Source organism: Pseudomonas sp. B40(2017) (genome assembly GCF_002112855.1).
Lineage (GTDB): Bacteria > Pseudomonadota > Gammaproteobacteria > Pseudomonadales > Pseudomonadaceae > Aquipseudomonas > Aquipseudomonas pharyngis.
The window spans coordinates 368569-384459 of sequence record NZ_NEIT01000002.1 but is presented as its reverse complement, the minus strand read 5'-3'; the positions used below and the strand labels follow the sequence as shown (position 1 = coordinate 384459).

The 15891-nt window shown below is 60.3% G+C and carries 16 protein-coding genes; 9 read left to right on the top strand and 7 right to left on the bottom strand.

What is annotated here, in order from left to right; genetic code table 11:
- Positions 1 to 122: 122 nt before the first annotated feature.
- Genes CAF76_RS05395 through CAF76_RS05380 form a run of 4 tightly spaced genes read right to left on the bottom strand, consistent with a single transcriptional unit; the run spans position 123 to position 2981 of the window.
- Positions 123 to 860, bottom strand: a complete 738-nt coding sequence (locus CAF76_RS05395) for an amino acid ABC transporter ATP-binding protein (protein WP_064600296.1) — start codon at positions 858 to 860, stop codon at positions 123 to 125.
- On the bottom strand, positions 847 to 1497 hold the full coding sequence (locus tag CAF76_RS05390; RefSeq protein ID WP_007951832.1) for an amino acid ABC transporter permease: 651 nt from the start codon (positions 1495 to 1497) through the stop codon (positions 847 to 849). Before CAF76_RS05390 ends, CAF76_RS05395 begins: the two co-directional genes overlap by 14 nt.
- Positions 1494 to 2174, bottom strand: coding sequence for an amino acid ABC transporter permease (locus CAF76_RS05385; RefSeq protein ID WP_039765327.1), 681 nt, complete (start codon positions 2172 to 2174; stop codon positions 1494 to 1496). The genes CAF76_RS05390 and CAF76_RS05385 overlap by 4 nt, the downstream gene beginning before the upstream one ends.
- A gap of 21 nt (positions 2175 to 2195) precedes the next feature.
- A complete protein-coding gene (locus tag CAF76_RS05380; protein ID WP_011336488.1) occupies positions 2196 to 2981 on the bottom strand; it encodes a transporter substrate-binding domain-containing protein in 786 nt (261 codons plus the stop codon).
- A 256-nt stretch (positions 2982 to 3237) separates the two neighbouring features.
- Here CAF76_RS05380 and CAF76_RS05375 point away from each other — a divergent pair, with 256 nt between their 5' ends.
- The 7 genes from CAF76_RS05375 to CAF76_RS05345 all read left to right on the top strand — a co-directional run bounded on the left by CAF76_RS05375 (position 3238) and on the right by CAF76_RS05345 (position 11377).
- Entirely contained in the window at positions 3238 to 3945 is a 708-nt protein-coding gene (locus CAF76_RS05375) for a FadR/GntR family transcriptional regulator (protein WP_007951828.1), read from the top strand.
- A 120-nt stretch (positions 3946 to 4065) separates the two neighbouring features.
- Positions 4066 to 4395 (top strand): thioredoxin TrxA, encoded by a 330-nt coding sequence (gene trxA / locus CAF76_RS05370; protein WP_003206727.1) that lies wholly within the window; start codon positions 4066 to 4068, stop codon positions 4393 to 4395.
- 250 nt (positions 4396 to 4645) lie between these two features.
- The gene (gene rho, locus CAF76_RS05365) at positions 4646 to 5905 is read left to right on the top strand and encodes a transcription termination factor Rho (protein WP_011336486.1); all 1260 of its coding nucleotides are present in this window, start codon (positions 4646 to 4648) and stop codon (positions 5903 to 5905) included.
- Positions 5906 to 6040: 135 nt separating this feature from the next.
- Positions 6041 to 7996: an acyltransferase family protein gene (locus CAF76_RS05360; RefSeq protein WP_085647024.1), complete on the top strand. Its 1956-nt coding sequence runs from the start codon at positions 6041 to 6043 to the stop codon at positions 7994 to 7996.
- Positions 7997 to 8076: 80 nt separating this feature from the next.
- Positions 8077 to 9543, top strand: coding sequence for a 4-hydroxy-3-polyprenylbenzoate decarboxylase (gene ubiD / locus CAF76_RS05355; RefSeq protein ID WP_064379935.1), 1467 nt, complete (start codon positions 8077 to 8079; stop codon positions 9541 to 9543).
- A complete protein-coding gene (locus CAF76_RS05350) occupies positions 9543 to 10511 on the top strand; it encodes a CDP-6-deoxy-delta-3,4-glucoseen reductase (RefSeq protein ID WP_085647023.1) in 969 nt (322 codons plus the stop codon). Before ubiD ends, CAF76_RS05350 begins: the two co-directional genes overlap by 1 nt.
- 197 nt (positions 10512 to 10708) lie before the next feature.
- The gene (locus CAF76_RS05345) at positions 10709 to 11377 is read left to right on the top strand and encodes a gamma-glutamylcyclotransferase (protein ID WP_039765337.1); all 669 of its coding nucleotides are present in this window, start codon (positions 10709 to 10711) and stop codon (positions 11375 to 11377) included.
- Here CAF76_RS05345 and glpT read toward each other — a convergent pair.
- Entirely contained in the window at positions 11353 to 12702 is a 1350-nt protein-coding gene (glpT, locus tag CAF76_RS05340) for a glycerol-3-phosphate transporter (RefSeq protein WP_039765339.1), read from the bottom strand. The two genes, CAF76_RS05345 and glpT, sit on opposite strands and share 25 nt — an antisense overlap.
- 326 nt (positions 12703 to 13028) lie before the next feature.
- Between glpT and CAF76_RS05335 the strand changes: the two genes are divergently transcribed.
- Complete coding sequence (locus CAF76_RS05335; protein ID WP_064600287.1) at positions 13029 to 13637, top strand: energy transducer TonB; 609 nt, start codon at positions 13029 to 13031, stop codon at positions 13635 to 13637.
- Positions 13638 to 13688: 51 nt separating this feature from the next.
- Here the strand turns inward: CAF76_RS05335 and CAF76_RS05330 are convergent, their stop codons facing one another.
- Positions 13689 to 14666, bottom strand: a complete 978-nt coding sequence (locus tag CAF76_RS05330) for an NADPH:quinone oxidoreductase family protein (RefSeq protein WP_085647022.1) — start codon at positions 14664 to 14666, stop codon at positions 13689 to 13691.
- A gap of 150 nt (positions 14667 to 14816) precedes the next feature.
- On the opposite strand from CAF76_RS05330, the gene CAF76_RS05325 reads away from it, so the two are divergent.
- On the top strand, positions 14817 to 15224 hold the full coding sequence (locus CAF76_RS05325; RefSeq protein ID WP_007951814.1) for a flagellar basal body-associated protein FliL: 408 nt from the start codon (positions 14817 to 14819) through the stop codon (positions 15222 to 15224).
- Between the two features lie 156 nt (positions 15225 to 15380).
- On the opposite strand, the gene CAF76_RS05320 is transcribed toward CAF76_RS05325, so the two are convergent.
- Positions 15381 to 15833 carry an EVE domain-containing protein gene (locus tag CAF76_RS05320; protein ID WP_039765343.1) on the bottom strand — a complete coding sequence of 151 codons (453 nt, stop codon included), beginning with the start codon at positions 15831 to 15833 and terminating at the stop codon, positions 15381 to 15383.
- Positions 15834 to 15891: the final 58 nt, after the last annotated feature.

The following is a 15891-nucleotide window of genomic DNA, read 5'->3' as shown; positions in this document are numbered from 1 at the left end:
AAGCCCGCTCCCACAGGTTTTGTGTCGAACACAAAACCGTATCCCGCTAGAGAACCCTGTGGGAGCGGGCTTGGTCCGGGTGGCGATCCGACGATGAGGTCAGAAAAGTCCCTGAAAATCCTTCAGGCAGTCGCCTCGACGGTGCCAATGAAGTTCGCCAGTTCCGGCGTCTGCGGATCGGCAAACAGCACTTTCGGGTCCCCTACCTCGTGCACCTTGCCCTGATGCATGAACACCAGTTTGTCCCCGACCTCCCGGGCGAAGCGCATTTCGTGGGTGACCATGATCAGCGTCATGCCTTCCTTCGCGAGCTGGCGGACCACGCTGAGCACTTCGTTGACCAGCTCCGGGTCCAGCGCCGAGGTGATCTCGTCGCACAGCAGCACCTTGGGCGACATCGCCAGCGCCCGGGCAATCGCCACGCGCTGTTGCTGACCACCGGAGAGACGCTCCGGGAAGGCATCGAACTTCTCACCCAGACCCACACGTTCCAGCATCTGTCGCGCCAGTTCTTGTGCCTTGGCCTTGGGCACTTTCTGCACCACCTGCGGCGCGAGCATCACGTTTTCACCCACCGTCAGGTGCGGAAACAGGTTGAACTGCTGAAACACCATGCCGACTTTCTGCCGCAGGCTGCGCAGGTCGGCGCGGGCGGCGTCGAGGTATTCGCCGTCAACTTCGATCACACCGTCGTTGATGGACTCCAGACCGTTGAGGGTGCGCAGCAGGGTGGACTTGCCTGAGCCGCTGCGGCCGATGATCGCCACCACCTGACCTTCCTCGACGCTCAGGTCGATGCCTTTGAGCACGTGGTGATCGCCGTAATATTTATGCAGGGCAGAAATTCTAAGCAGAGGCATGCAGTCTCCTTTCCAGGTAGCGCGCACTGAGGGACAGGGGGTAGCAGAGCAGGAAGTAGCCCAGGGCAACGAGGCCGTAGACCATGAACGGTTCGAAGGTGGCGTTGGCGAGCATGCCGCCGGTCTTGGTCAGCTCGGTGAAGCCGATGATCGAAGTCACTGCGGTGCCCTTGACCACTTGCACCGAGAAACCCACCGTCGGCGCCACGGCAATTCGCAGCGCCTGCGGCAGGATCACGTAGCGCAATTGCTCCAGCGGATTCAGCGCCAGGCTCGACGAAGCTTCCCACTGACCATTGGGAATCGCCTCGACGCAGCCGCGCCAGATCTCCGCCAGATAAGCACTGGTGAACAGGGTCAGGGCAATCGCCGCCGCCATCCACGGCGAAATTTCCACCCCGGCCAGGGCCACGCCGAAGAACACCAGAAACAGCTGCATCAACAGCGGTGTGCCCTGGAACAGTTCGATCCAGGTGCGGGCGATGCTGCTGGGCAGCGGGTTTTTCGAGATGCGCATGATCAGGATCAGCAACCCGACGATACCGCCGCCGATGAACGCCACCAGCGACAGCGCCAGCGTCCATTGCAGGCCGGTCAGCAGATTGCGCAGGATGTCCCAGAACGTGAAGTCGCTCATTGGCTGCTCCTTGCGCTGCTTTTAGACAGATAACGCCGACCGAGCCAGTTCAACAGCTGACGGATCAGCAGCGCCATGCACAGATAAATGAGGGTGGTCAGCGCATAGGTTTCAAAGGCGCGGAAGTTGCGCGACTGAATGAAGTTGGCGGCGAAGCTCAATTCTTCGGTGGCAATCTGCGAACACACCGCCGAACCGAGCATGACGATGATGATCTGGCTGCTCAGCGCCGGCCAGACCTTGCCCAGCGCCGGCAGCAGCACCACGTGACGAAACGCCTCGAAGCGGCTCATCGCCAATGCCGCTGCGGCTTCCAGCTGCCCGCGCGGAATCGCCTGGATACCGGCGCGGATGATCTCGGTCGAGTACGCACCGAGGTTGATCACCATCGCCAGCACCGCCGCCTGCCACTCGGAAATCTGCACGCCGAGGGACGGCAGGCCGAAGAAGATGAAGAACAACTGCACCAGAAACGGCGTGTTGCGGATCAACTCCACATACACGCCGAAGATCGCCGAGAACGGGCGGATGTTCCACGCCCGCACCAGCGCCCCGACGATGCCCACGCCAACCCCGAAGAGTGCGCCGATGGCCGTCAGCTCAAGGGTGAACAGCGCCCCGCGCAAGAGCAGGTCGGTGTTTTCCACCACCGGCAAGAAATCGAACTGATAGGCCATGAAGGTCTCCCGCGTCGCCGGTCAGAGGTCGGCTGGTAGCGGCTCTTTGAGCCAGGTCTGCGCGTTCTTTTCCAGCGCGCCGTCAGCCTTGGCGGTGGTCAGGATCTCGTTGACCTTGCCCAGCAGCGCCGGCTCGTTCTTGTTCACGCCGACGTAGACCGGCGAATCCTTGAGCTTCACTTTCAGCGCGGGGACGCGTTTGGGGTTCTTTTCACTGATCGCGACCATTACCACGTTGCCGCTGGCGATCAGGTCGACCTGGCCTGCGAGGTAGGCGGCGATGGTCGAGTTGTTGTCTTCGAAGCGCTTGATGGTCACGCCTTCAGGGGCGACCTTGGTCAGCTCGATATCTTCGATGGCGCCACGGGTGACGCTGATGGTTTTGCCCTTGAGATCGTCGAGGGTGCTGACGGCCGCGTCCGGCGGGCCGAACACGGCGAGGTAGAACGGCGCATAGGCGCGGGAAAAATCGATGACCTTCTCGCGCTCGGGGTTCTTGCCGAGGCTGGAAATCACCAGGTCGACCTTGCCGGTGGTGAGGAACGGGATGCGGTTGGTGCTGTTGACCGGGGTCAGTTCGAGTTTGACCTTGAGCTGCTCGGCCAGCAGTTTCGCGGTGTCGATATCGAGGCCGCGCGGCTTCATGTCCGGGCCGACCGAACCGAACGGCGGGAAGTCCTGGGGCACGGCGACTTTCAAGGTGCCGCGCTTGACCACGTCATCCAGACCGTCGGCATGGGCGGGGGCCTGGCTCAGCATCAGACCGGCAAACAGGGCGGCGAGGAGGGCGCTGTAACGCTTCGTCATGGACAATCTCCGGATCGGCGGGAAGTGAATTCTGCGATCGGACAGAGCACGGGCCGTGCCAAGACAGGGGTTTGGCGTCGCAAAGCCACGGGTTTGGCGGGTTTGTTCGGTCTTACTGGTCTGAACAGTCAGGTCGGATTTCGCACTGCGATAGCGCATCGACGCGCACCGTCGAACCCCGCTGGGGCACGACTTGCCTGATGCCTCGAATAGCTTTACAACTGGCCGCACCTTGGCCTGGTCCGTCTGGAAAACCATGAACTCGATCTCCCGCGCCGTACCCGAAGTGGCGCTGCAAGCGATCCGCAAACTGATTACCGAGCAGGGCTTCGGCCCCGGCGATGCGTTGCCCTCGCAGCGGGATCTGGCGGTTCAGCTGGGCGTCAGCCGCGCCTCGTTGCGTGAGGCGTTGTCGTCCTTGAGTGCGCTGGGTGTGGTCAGCATTCAACCGGGCAAAGGCGTGTTCGTGCAGGCGCCGGTCGAGTTGCCTCGTGGCGAGGGCGCACCGGCCTGGCCGTTCGCCGCCCAGGCTTCGCCGCTGGAAATCTTTCAGTTGCGCTATGCGCTGGAAGGGTTTGCGGCCGGTCTGGCGGCGGTGACGTTGAGCACGTTTGATCTGGACGAACTGGAAGACAACGTCGCCGCCATGCGCGAGCAACTGCGCGCCGGCGACTTCGAGGCGGCGGCGAAACTGGATTTCGAATTCCACCGGCGGATCCTCCTGGCCAGCGGCAATCAGGCGATGCTGAGCATCCTCACCGCCAGCGCCGACATCTTTCTGGAGAGCCAGAAGCTACCGTTCATCCGCGCCGAGCGGGCCATGGAAACCTGGCAGGAACACCGCAAGATCCTCCGCGCCCTGGCCCGCCGGGCGTCCGCCGCCGCGCAGAAAGCCATGCAGGAGCACGTGCGCAACGCGGCCCTGCGTACCGGAATTTCCTTCATCGCCCCCGCCAGCGCGTGACTTGAGCTATACCCAAACTCATCGAGTGCCATAGCAAGACTCAATCATCTGCGGCTTCCTGAACAAGGGAAGGGCGGCTATGATGGGCCACGTTTTTTTGCTTACAACCTGGAGAATTCCATGAGCAGCGATCTGATCAAACACGTTAGCGACGCTAGCTTCGAAGCCGACGTACTCAAGGCCGAAGGCGCTGTCCTGGTCGACTACTGGGCTGAATGGTGCGGCCCTTGCAAAATGATCGCTCCGGTTCTGGACGAGATTGCAGAGACTTACAAAGGCAAGCTGACCGTTGCCAAACTGAACATCGACGAAAACCAGGAAACCCCTGCCAAGCACGGCGTACGTGGTATTCCGACCCTGATGCTGTTCAAGAACGGCAACGTGGAAGCGACCAAGGTCGGCGCTCTGTCGAAGTCGCAACTGGCTGCTTTCCTCGACGCCAACATCTAAGCGTCGCGGTAAAGACTGTCCTGAAAAAGCCCCGCAAATTGCGGGGCTTTTTGCGTATTCAGGGCTAGACGCTCCGAAACTCAGGTGGTACATTCGGCCCCGCACTGGTTTCTCCACTGCCCCCTGCTAGCCGTCGCCGACGCACTCCTTTTCGAATAAGTACGCGATCCTGTCGCCTCTCCGCGGCGCGGCCTCATTAAGCCAAAAGCTTAATTTCCCCCCCCTCCATAAATGATTACGTCATTCCTATATGAATCTGACTGAACTCAAGCAAAAGCCGATTACCGAACTGCTCGAATTGGCCGAACAGATGGGCATAGAAAATATGGCCCGTTCGCGCAAGCAGGACGTGATTTTCTCCCTGCTGAAAAAGCACGCTAAAAGCGGTGAGGAAATCTCCGGTGATGGCGTGCTGGAGATTCTCCAGGACGGCTTCGGCTTCCTGCGCTCCGCTGACGCTTCTTACCTCGCCGGTCCTGACGACATCTACGTCTCGCCGAGCCAGATCCGCCGTTTCAACTTGCGCACCGGTGACACCATCGTTGGCAAGATCCGCCCTCCGAAGGAAGGCGAGCGTTATTTCGCCCTGCTCAAGGTCGACACGATCAACTTCGATCGTCCTGAGAACGCGAAGAACAAGATTCTCTTCGAGAACCTGACCCCGCTGTTCCCGACCGTGCGCATGAAGATGGAAGCCGGCAACGGTTCCACCGAAGACCTGACCGGTCGTGTGATCGACCTGTGCGCTCCGATCGGCAAAGGCCAGCGTGGTCTGATCGTTGCACCGCCGAAAGCCGGTAAAACGATCATGCTGCAGAACATTGCAGCGAACATCGCCCGTAACAATCCTGAAGTTCACCTGATCGTGCTGTTGATCGATGAGCGTCCGGAAGAAGTGACCGAAATGCAGCGCACCGTGCGCGGCGAAGTGGTTGCCTCGACTTTCGACGAGCCACCGACCCGTCACGTGCAAGTGGCTGAAATGGTGATCGAGAAGGCCAAGCGCCTGGTCGAACACAAGAAGGACGTGGTGATCCTGCTCGACTCCATCACCCGTCTGGCCCGTGCCTACAACACCGTGATTCCGAGCTCCGGCAAGGTGCTGACCGGTGGTGTCGATGCCCACGCCCTGGAGAAACCGAAGCGTTTCTTCGGCGCCGCGCGCAACATCGAAGAAGGCGGCTCGCTGACCATCATCGCCACCGCGCTGGTTGAAACCGGCTCGAAGATGGACGAAGTGATCTACGAAGAGTTCAAGGGCACCGGCAACATGGAGCTGCCACTGGACCGTCGTATCGCCGAGAAGCGTGTGTTCCCGGCCATCAACATCAACAAGTCCGGTACTCGTCGCGAAGAGCTGCTGACTGCCGACGATGAGCTGCAGCGTATGTGGATCCTGCGCAAACTGCTGCACCCGATGGACGAAGTGGCGGCCATCGAGTTCCTGGTCGACAAGCTGAAAACGACCAAGACCAACGACGAGTTCTTCCTGTCGATGAAGCGCAAGTAATACGCTGTTGTTTGAAAAAAGCGCCCCATAAGGGCGCTTTTTTTCGCGACGGATTATTTGTATCTGGATTGAAATGCAAGTGGCTGATAACTTTCGCGCTTTCCAAGGACTCTGTATCCAGAAACGAGAAAGGTCATGCACACGTTTGGCAATCGCCGTGATATCGACGGATTACGAGCTCTGGCGGTTATTCCCGTCGTACTGTTTCATTTCGGATTCAGTACATTCAGTGGCGGCTTTGTCGGGGTTGACGTTTTTTTCGTCATTTCCGGCTTCCTGATCACAACGATCCTGTTCCGCGAAATCAGCGCTCAGCGCTTCAGCTTCATTGATTTCTGGGCACGCCGTGCCCGCCGCATCATTCCTGCCCTGAGCGTGGTCATGCTGGTGACGCTGGCATTGGGCTGGTTGCTGCTGACGGCCAAGGACTTCGCCGAACTCGGGCGAACAGTGCGCTATCAGTCGCTGTTCATCTCCAACATTCTGTTCATGCGCGAGGACGGCTACTTCCAGCCAGCCTCGGATCTGAAGCCGCTGCTGCATACCTGGTCGCTGGCGGTGGAAGAGCAGTACTACATCTTCTTTCCGCTGTTGATGGCGGTGCTGATCCGCTATTTCCGCCATTGGCGCTGGATGCTGTTCGCCGTTTTGCTGGTATCGTTCGGCTTGAACATCGCCAACATCGAACACAAGCCGGAATTCACCTTCTTCTCGCTGCCTACCCGGGCCTGGGAGTTGCTCTGCGGCGCGATGCTCGCGGTAATTCCGGCGCCGAAGCAGGCGGTGCGTCCGTGGTTGTATCAGGCCGTGGGGCTGGCCGGTCTGGCGGCAGTGCTGGTCGCGGTGTTCACTTTTGACAAATCCACCGTGTTTCCGGGCTGGGCAGCCTTGTTGCCGGTGTTGGGGACGACGGCGCTGATCTGGTCGGGCGCGCAAGGTGCGAGCCTCACCGGGCGGCTCTTGAGTCTGCGGCCGTTGGTCTGGGTCGGCTTGCTTTCGTATTCGCTCTATCTTTGGCATTGGCCGGTGTTTGTCTACGCCAACGCGATTTCCATCGATGGCATTCAGCCTGTTGAAGCAATCGGCTGGATAGCCTTGGCGCTGGGCCTGGCCTGGCTGAGTCTGCGCTATATCGAGCTGCCGTTTCGCGAAAAACGCTTGCTCGCCTCGCGAAATGCAGTGCTGGCAGGCGGTCTGGCCGCCATCGTTGCACTCGTGGCGACGGGGTCGGCGATCCGTTCCGCCGACGGTGTCCCTCAGCGTCTGACCGGTAAAGCGCTGGAGTATGCACAGTCCCGTGAGTGGCATGCAGGGCAGATGAAATGCATGCTGGTGACTCAGGATAAAGAGCTGGACAAGGCCTGTCTGGTGGGTGGCAACGAGGATGTTCCGGCCACTCAATTGTTCTGGGGCGACAGCCACGCCGCCGCCTTGCTGCCGGCCATCGAGAATAATGCCCGTCGCGAGGGGCGTCCGGTTTGGCTGTACAGCATGAGCGCGTGCCCGCCGATTCTCAGCGACGATCCGCGTCAGCGCTGCAAGGATTTCAACGAACAGACCATGGAACGTGTGCGCAGCCTCGGCATCAAGGATGTGGTGCTGGCGTCCAACTGGAGCCTTTACGTTTATGGCCGCGAAGACGGCGATAAGAAGGTGCTGCTCAATTCGCAAGACGATACCGTCCAGGCCGAGCAACGCATGGCCGCAGCGCTGAAGGCGCGAGTTGCCGCATTGAGGGCAGCGGGGGCGCAAGTCTGGCTGTTCAAGGAGGTGCCGCTGCAACGCAAAGGCACCATCAACCGCTTGACCAGCCTGGCGCGGATCGGAAGGTCCGCCGAAGGGCTGGGTCGTCCGCTTGAGGAACATCTGGCGCGCCAGCATTTCCTCAGCAGCCTGTTCGACTCCATGAGCGCCGCTGATCCGGGTGTGCACGTGATCGATCCAACCCCGCTGATGTGCGGCAATGGCGTCTGCGGCATCGAGGTCAACGGCCATTCGCAGTACAAGGATGAGGATCATCTTTCGGACGCGGGGAGCTCCCGGCTGAGCCCGCTGTTTGCACCTCTGCTGCTGGGGACGAGCCACAATTGAGCGAGGCCTGATGCTGACGGGCTGCTGTTTGCCCGTCAGAGCAGGTAGGATGTACGCCTATTTTGAGGGTGCCATCGTCAATGAAATTCAAGGATCTTCGGGATTTCGTGCAGCAGCTTGAGCAGCGCGGAGAGTTGAAACGCATCCAGATTCCCGTTTCGCCGGTGCTGGAAATGACCGAGGTGTGCGACCGCACGCTGCGGGCCAAGGGCCCGGCGCTGTTGTTCGAGAAGCCGACCGGTTACGACATCCCGGTGCTCGGCAACCTGTTCGGCACGCCCGAGCGGGTGGCGATGGGCATGGGCGCCGAGTCGGTCAGCGAGCTGCGCGAAATCGGCAAGCTGCTGGCGTTCCTCAAGGAGCCGGAGCCGCCGAAGGGCTTGAAGGACGCGTGGTCGAAGCTGCCGATCTTCCGCAAGATCATTGCGATGGCGCCGAAAGTCATCAAAGACGCGCCGTGCCAGGAAGTGGTCATCGAAGGCGATGACGTCGATCTGGCGATGCTGCCGGTGCAGACCTGCTGGCCGGGCGACGTGGCACCGCTGATCACCTGGGGCCTGACCGTCACCAAAGGTCCGAACAAGGATCGGCAGAACCTTGGCATCTACCGTCAGCAAGTGATTGGCCGCAACAAGGTCATCATGCGCTGGCTCAGCCATCGTGGCGGTGCGCTGGATTTCCGTGAGTGGTGCGAGAAGCACCCGGGCCAGCCGTTCCCGGTGTCCGTGGCCCTGGGTGCGGATCCGGCGACCATTCTCGGCGCGGTCACCCCGGTTCCGGACAGCCTCTCCGAATACGCCTTCGCCGGCCTGCTGCGTGACAGCCGCACGGAGCTGGTGAAGTGCCGCGGCAACGACCTGCAAGTGCCGGCCACTGCCGAAATCATCCTCGAAGGCGTGATCCATCCGGGCGAGATGGCCGACGAAGGCCCATACGGCGACCACACCGGTTATTACAACGAAGTCGACAGCTTCCCGGTATTCACCGTCGAGCGCATCACCCACCGGATCAAACCGATTTACCACAGCACCTACACCGGCCGTCCGCCGGATGAGCCGGCGATTCTCGGCGTGGCATTGAACGAAGTGTTCGTGCCGATCCTGCAGAAGCAGTTCCCGGAGATCACCGATTTCTACCTGCCGCCGGAAGGCTGCTCGTACCGCATGGCCGTGGTGACGATGAAGAAGTCGTATCCGGGCCACGCCAAGCGCGTGATGCTGGGTGTCTGGTCGTTTTTGCGACAGTTCATGTACACCAAGTTCGTTATCGTCACCGACGACGATATCAACGCGCGGGACTGGAACGACGTGATCTGGGCCATCACCACGCGCATGGACCCCAAGCGTGACACAGTGATGATCGACAACACGCCGATCGACTACCTCGACTTCGCCTCGCCGGTGTCGGGACTCGGCTCGAAGATGGGCCTGGACGCCACCCACAAGTGGCCGGGCGAAACCACTCGCGAGTGGGGCCGCGTCATCGTCAAGGATGACGCCGTCACCCAACGGATCGATGCCATCTGGAATCAGTTAGGAATAGATTGATGCGTGTAACCCTGCAGCCCTCCGGAGCGGTGCTCGAGATACGGCCCGGAGAGCGGATTCTCGATGGTGCGCGGCGCCTGGGCTACGAATGCCCGCAAAGCTGTCGCAACGGCAATTGTCACGTGTGCGCGGCGCTGCTGGTGGAAGGCCGGGTCGCGCAGGCCGGCAAGGTGCACGACCACGGCGAGTTCTACACTTGCATAGCGGAGCCGCTGGAAGACTGCATCGTGCTGTGGGATGGCGTGCTCGCGCTGGGAGAACTGCCGGTGCGCAGCGTGTCGTGTCAGGTCATCGAATGCCGGGACGTCGGTGGCGATACCTTTCGTGTGCGGCTGCGGGCGCCGGCCGGCAAGCCGCCGCGCTACCACGCTGGCCAGTATTTGATGATCGAGCGCGAAAACGGCGAGAAGTCGGCGTTCTCCATGGCTTCGGCGCCCCACGGCGGTCGCGATCTGGAAATCCATGTGCTGGCGCGCGAATCCAGTGCGCTGAGCCTGATCGATCAGCTCAAGCGCAACCCGATGGTGCGGGTCGAACTGCCGTTCGGCGATACCCACCTGGCGGAACTGCCGGACGGGCCGCTGGTGCTGATCGCCGCTGGCACCGGCATGGGTCAGATCCACAGCCTGATCGAACATTGCCGAGCTTCGGGCTTCAAACATCCGGTGCACTTGTATTGGGGCGTGCGTCGTCCGGAAGATTTTTATGAAATCGAGCATTGGGACGAATGGCTGAAATTGCCCAATCTGTTCCTGCACAAAGTCGTCAGTGACCAGTGCGGCTGGGAAGGGCGTTGCGGGATGTTGCACGAAGCCGTCTGCGAGGATTTCCCCGATTTGAAGCCGCTGCACGTCTATGCCAGCGGCTCGCCGGCCATGGTCTACGGCACGCTGGATGCGCTGGTGGAAGCGGGGATGGACGCTCATCAGATGCGCGCGGATGTATTCGCTTACGCGCCCCGCTCATAAGTTCGTTATAACTCTCCATATAGCCGATCGGTATTTATGTAATTGCATAAATGCCGGTAGGTTATATATCCATTGGGCAATCAATTAAGAACTGTGCCATGGCACTCAAATTGCCTTAAAACATATGTGCCTTATTGTTACAGCGGTGCGTTCTATTAAGTAATTCTTCACCCGCGGGGAGCTGAACGCTATTCGCCATGAGCGCCATTGAAAACGCTTTTCTGAACCTGGCTTACCCTCCGCGGCTCGATCTTGGGCCGCAGCTGACGCACGAACAACTTCTCGCTTCCATGCAATCGACCATGGCGCGCCACAAGGGCGGGCCGGTGTGGCTGTTCGCCTACGGATCGCTGATCTGGCGGCCGGAATGCACAGCCGTCGAGCGAGTGCGTGGGCGCGTGCATGGCTATCACCGTGGCTTGTACTTGTGGTCCCACGAGCATCGCGGCACGCCGGAAATGCCCGGTCTGGTCTTTGGTCTGGATCGTGGCGGCTCGTGCAGCGGCTTCGCCTACCGGTTGCCGGAAGACAATCTGGACAGCGCGCTGTATGCGTTGTGGAAGCGCGAAATGCCGTTCCCGTCCTATCGGCCACACTGGCTCAACTGCCGACTCGAAGATGGCAGCCAGGTTCAGGCGCTGGGATTCGTGTTGGAGCGACACCTGCCCAGCTATGCCGGCAACTTGCCGGATCATGTGCTGAGCCAGGTGTTCGAAAGCGCTTGCGGGCGGTACGGCACGACTCGCGATTATGTCGAGCAGACCGCTCACGCCCTGCGCAGCCACGCCATGCCAGACCGGAATCTGGAGGCGCGGCTCAAGCGCTGTAAGTCAAAAGCCGATCAGGCGACTGCTTCGCGGCTCTGACTGGCGACTTGCTTGTGCCACAGGGTCGGGGCCAGGAAGGCCATCGACAGCAGGCAAGCGCCCACCAGCAGCACGAAACCGCCATCCCAGCCGAAATGGTCCACGGTGTAGCCCATTGCTGCACTGGCCGCGACCGAACCACCCAGATAACCGAACAGACCGGTGAAGCCCGCAGCGGTGCCGGCGGCTTTCTTCGGCGCCAGTTCCAGCGCCTGCAGACCGATCAGCATCACCGGGCCGTAGATCAGGAAGCCGATGGAGAACAGCGCGATCATGTCGATGGTCGGGTGGCCGGCCGGGTTCAGCCAGTACACCAGGGTCGCGACGGTCACCAATGCCATGAACACCATGCCCGTCAGGCCACGGTTGCCACGGAAGATCTTGTCCGACATCCAGCCGCACAGCAGCGTGCCCGGAATCCCCGCCCACTCGTAGAAGAAATAGGCCCACGAGGTTTTATCCACGGTGAAACCCTTGGCTTCTTTCAGGTAGGTCGGCGCCCAGTCCAGCACGCCGTAGCGCAGCAGGTAGACGAAGACGTTGGCCATGGCGATATACCAGAGCATTTTGTTGCGCAGCACGTATTTGACGAAGATTTCCTTGGCGCTGAATTCGTCTTCGTGGCTGGCGTCGTAGCCTTCCGGGTAGTCGTTCTTGTACTTCTCGATCGGCGGCAGGCCGACCGATTGCGGGGTGTCGCGCATGGTCACGAAAGCGAACACTGCTACCGCCAGGGCGACGGCAGCCGGGACGTAGAACGCTGCGTGCCAGTCGTTGAACAGGCCCATGCCGATCAGGAACAGCGGGCCGATCAGGCCGCCACCGACGTTATGCGCCACGTTCCACACCGACACCACGCCGCCACGTTCCTTCTGCGACCACCAGTGCACCATCGTGCGTCCGCTCGGCGGCCAGCCCATGCCCTGGGCCCAGCCGTTGATGAACAGCAGGATGAACATCATGGTCACGCTGGAGGTTGCCCAGGGCGCGAAACCGAAAATGAACATCACCCCGGCCGAGACCAGCAGGCCGAACGGCAGGAAGTAACGCGGGTTGGAGCGGTCGGACACCAGGCCCATGAGGAACTTGGACAGACCGTAGGCGATGGCGATGGCTGACATCGCCAGGCCCAGGTCGCCACGGCTGTAGCCTTCGTCGATCAGGTACGGCATTGCCAGCGAGAAGTTCTTGCGCAACAGGTAATAACCCGCATAGCCAAAGAAGATGCCGGCGAAGATCTGCCAACGCAGGCGTCGGTAGGTGCTGTCGATTTTTTCTTCAGGCAATGGAGCCTGATGTGCGGCAGGACGAAAGAAAGCAAACATTCAAGAGCTCCAGATTTCTTGTTTTGACTGCGGATGCGAATGTTACAGTTTCGTTACCGAAAATAGCACCGCTTCCCATCGGCAAAACAGTGGAAATGTTGGATGTCGCGCGTTCCTTTATGAACATGTCGCTCAGATATAAGTGCAGGGCGTTGTGGGAAAGGTTACCTCGGCGTCTTCCTGCGGGGTTCCAGTGCGTTGTAGGGCAGAACTCGAGGAAATGTCCTGCTTCCAACGCAGAAGCGACGACGTTCTGTTTTGGCTGGCGGCACCTTAACCTTTTCGCAGATGCCTGATCGGGCATTCGGGTCGCAAGGGGAGGGGTTATGCCGTGGTGTGTGTTGTTGATTTTGCTGTTGGTGGCCGCCAGTTCCAGGGCGGCTGAAGTGTTCTTGATTCCGGAACATAATCCGAAACCCATCTACCCGCCGGGACTGCAACGGGCCGGGTTTACCGGAGGAGTCAAAGTAAGCTTCATCGTCAGTGCGGACGGCGCAGTGAGTAAGGTCGGAATTTTGAAAAGCGATCATGCCGAACTGTCCGATGCGGTGAAAAACGCTCTGGCGCAATGGCGCTTTAAACCGTGGACTGTTGAAGGAGAGCGCCCGCCAGAACAGGAAATCATCGCGCCGATGACGTTCGGATTCGATTCTCCTGAAGGCGTGAACCTGTGGCTAAAAGATCTCAAATGTCGTGAGTTCAACAGTTTGCTGGCGCATTACCCAAAACATTCCTGGATGGATGCTGCACCGTTTCATTACGTGCGCGGCTATCTGGCAAGTACGTTTTTCCAGAGGCAGATCCCAATGGAGCAACGTTTGGCGATGATAGCCAAAATGAACAAGCGTGTTCCCGGCATTGTGATGCGTTGCCAAAAGAGTCCAGGCCTTAAGTACGTAACCCTTCTGCCGGAAGACATTCGTAAGGTTTTATGAGAACAGCGCATGCCTGTCTGGTCAGGTGTATGACCAGACAGCTTTTTCTGTTTAGCGCACGCTGACCACCACCTTGCCCACGGCCTTGCGCTGCCCGAGATCATTGATCGCCTGCGCGGCATTGCCCAGCGGATAGACCTGCGACACCAGCGGCTTGAGCTTGCCCTCGGCAAACCAGCCGAACAATTGCTGGAAATTCGCCGCGTTGTCCTGCGGCTGGCGCTGGGCGAAGGAGCCCCAGAAAACGCCGAGCACCGCCGCCCCCTTGAGCAGGGCGAGGTTGACCGGCAGTTCGGGAATGCGTCCGCTGGCGAAGCCGACCACCAGCAGGCGGCCGTTCCAGGCGATGGCGCGGATGGCCTGGTCGAACAGGTCGCCGCCGACAGGGTCGTAGATCACATCCGCGCCCTGGCCGTCGGTCAGGCGCTTGATTTCGTCCTTTAGGCTGGTTTCGCTGTAGTTGATCAGTTCGTCGGCACCGGCAGCCTTGGCCACCGAGAGTTTTTCCGCGCTGCTGGCGGCGGCGATCACCCGGGCGCCCATGGCTTTGCCGATTTCCACGGCGGCCAGGCCAACGCCGCCGGAGGCGCCGAGTACCAGCAGGGTTTCGCCCGGTTGCAGATTGCCGCGCTGCTTGAGGGCGTGCATCGACGTGCCGTAGGTCATGCTGAAGGCGGCGGCGGTGTTGAAATCCATCGATGGCGGGATCGGCAGCACGTTGTAGCCCGGCACCGCGACCTGCTCGGCGAAGCTGCCCCAGCCGGTCAGGGCCATGACCCGGTCACCGACTTTCAGGTGACTGACCTTTTCCCCCACCGCGCTGACCACGCCGGAGGCTTCGCCACCCGGCGAGAACGGGAAGGGCGGTTTGAACTGGTACTTGCCCTCGATGATCAGCGTGTCCGGGAAGTTGACCCCGGCGGCGTGCACGTCCAGCAGGATTTCATTCTTCTTGGCGACAGGACTGGCGACGTCTTCCAGCACCAGCGATTCGGCAGGGCCGAAGGCTTTGCACAGCACGGCTTTCATCAGGGCTATTCCTTTGGGAGTGATGGCCGATAAGTGTAGGTGTGGCAGTCAACGGGTCAACGAGCATGCCCGGCCCTGATAGTCCGCCATAAGCTTGTGCTTGCGCGGCGGGTCGTTATGCTAGGCCGCAAACCGGATAAGGAGCGAATTGTGAAAGCGTGGATCATGTTGTTGCTGGCCCTGTCTCTGCCTGTGGCAGCGCTGGCCGAAGAAGCCAAAGAGGGCGAGGCGCCGAAGGTCAACTACATCACCCTGAGCCCGCCGTTCGTGGGCAACTACGGGCTCGATGGCACTCCGAAGCTCAAGGTCTACAAGGCCGACGTGGCACTGCGGGTGACTGGCGAAGAGGCGACCAAACTGGTCAAGGCCAACGAGCCGCTGATCCGCAATCAACTGGTGGCGCTGTTCACTCAGCAGACCACCGATGCGATGGGCAGCATCGAAGGCAAGGAAAAACTGCGTCAGGAAGCTTTGAAACAGACCCAGCAAGTGATGAATGACGAGACCGGCAAGCCGGTGGTTGAAGATCTGTTGTTCAATAACCTGATCATTCAGTAAGGCATTCGTTGTCCGGGCGGTCCCCATCGCTAGCAAGTCGAATCGTCGCACCGCAGCTCCCACAGGGATTTTTAGTGAACACATTATTTGTGACCACCAGAAATACCTGTGGGAGCGGGCTTGCCCGCGAAAGCATTTTGTCAGGCGAAGGATGATTCAGGGTTTGAGCGCCATCACCGCCGCCCACTGCTCGGCGGTCACCGGCATCACCGACAGTCGCGAACCCTTTTGCACCAGCGGCATCTCGGCCAGCGCGGTCTGCTGCTTCAGATAATCCAGCTTCAAGACCCGGTTGAAAGTCTCCACGTGGGCGACATCGATCGCGCTCCAGGCGTTTTTCTCCGGCGTGGCTTTCGGGTCGAAGTAATGGCTTTCCGGTTCCAGTGCGGTGGGATCCGGGTACGCCGCTTCGATTATTTTGCCGATTCCGGCAATGCCCGGCTCCGGGCAGCTGGAATGGTAGAAAAAGAACTCGTCCCCCACCGCCATGGCGCGCAGGAAATTGCGTGCCTGATAGTTGCGAACCCCGTCCCAGCGCGCTTTGCCGAGCTTTTCCAGGCCCTTGATCGAGAGCTCGTCGGGCTCGGATTTCATCAGCCAGTAGGCCATGGTGTGTGCTCCTCAAGCGGTCATTGGGCAGGTTGTCCGGCAATTTTATGACAAACCG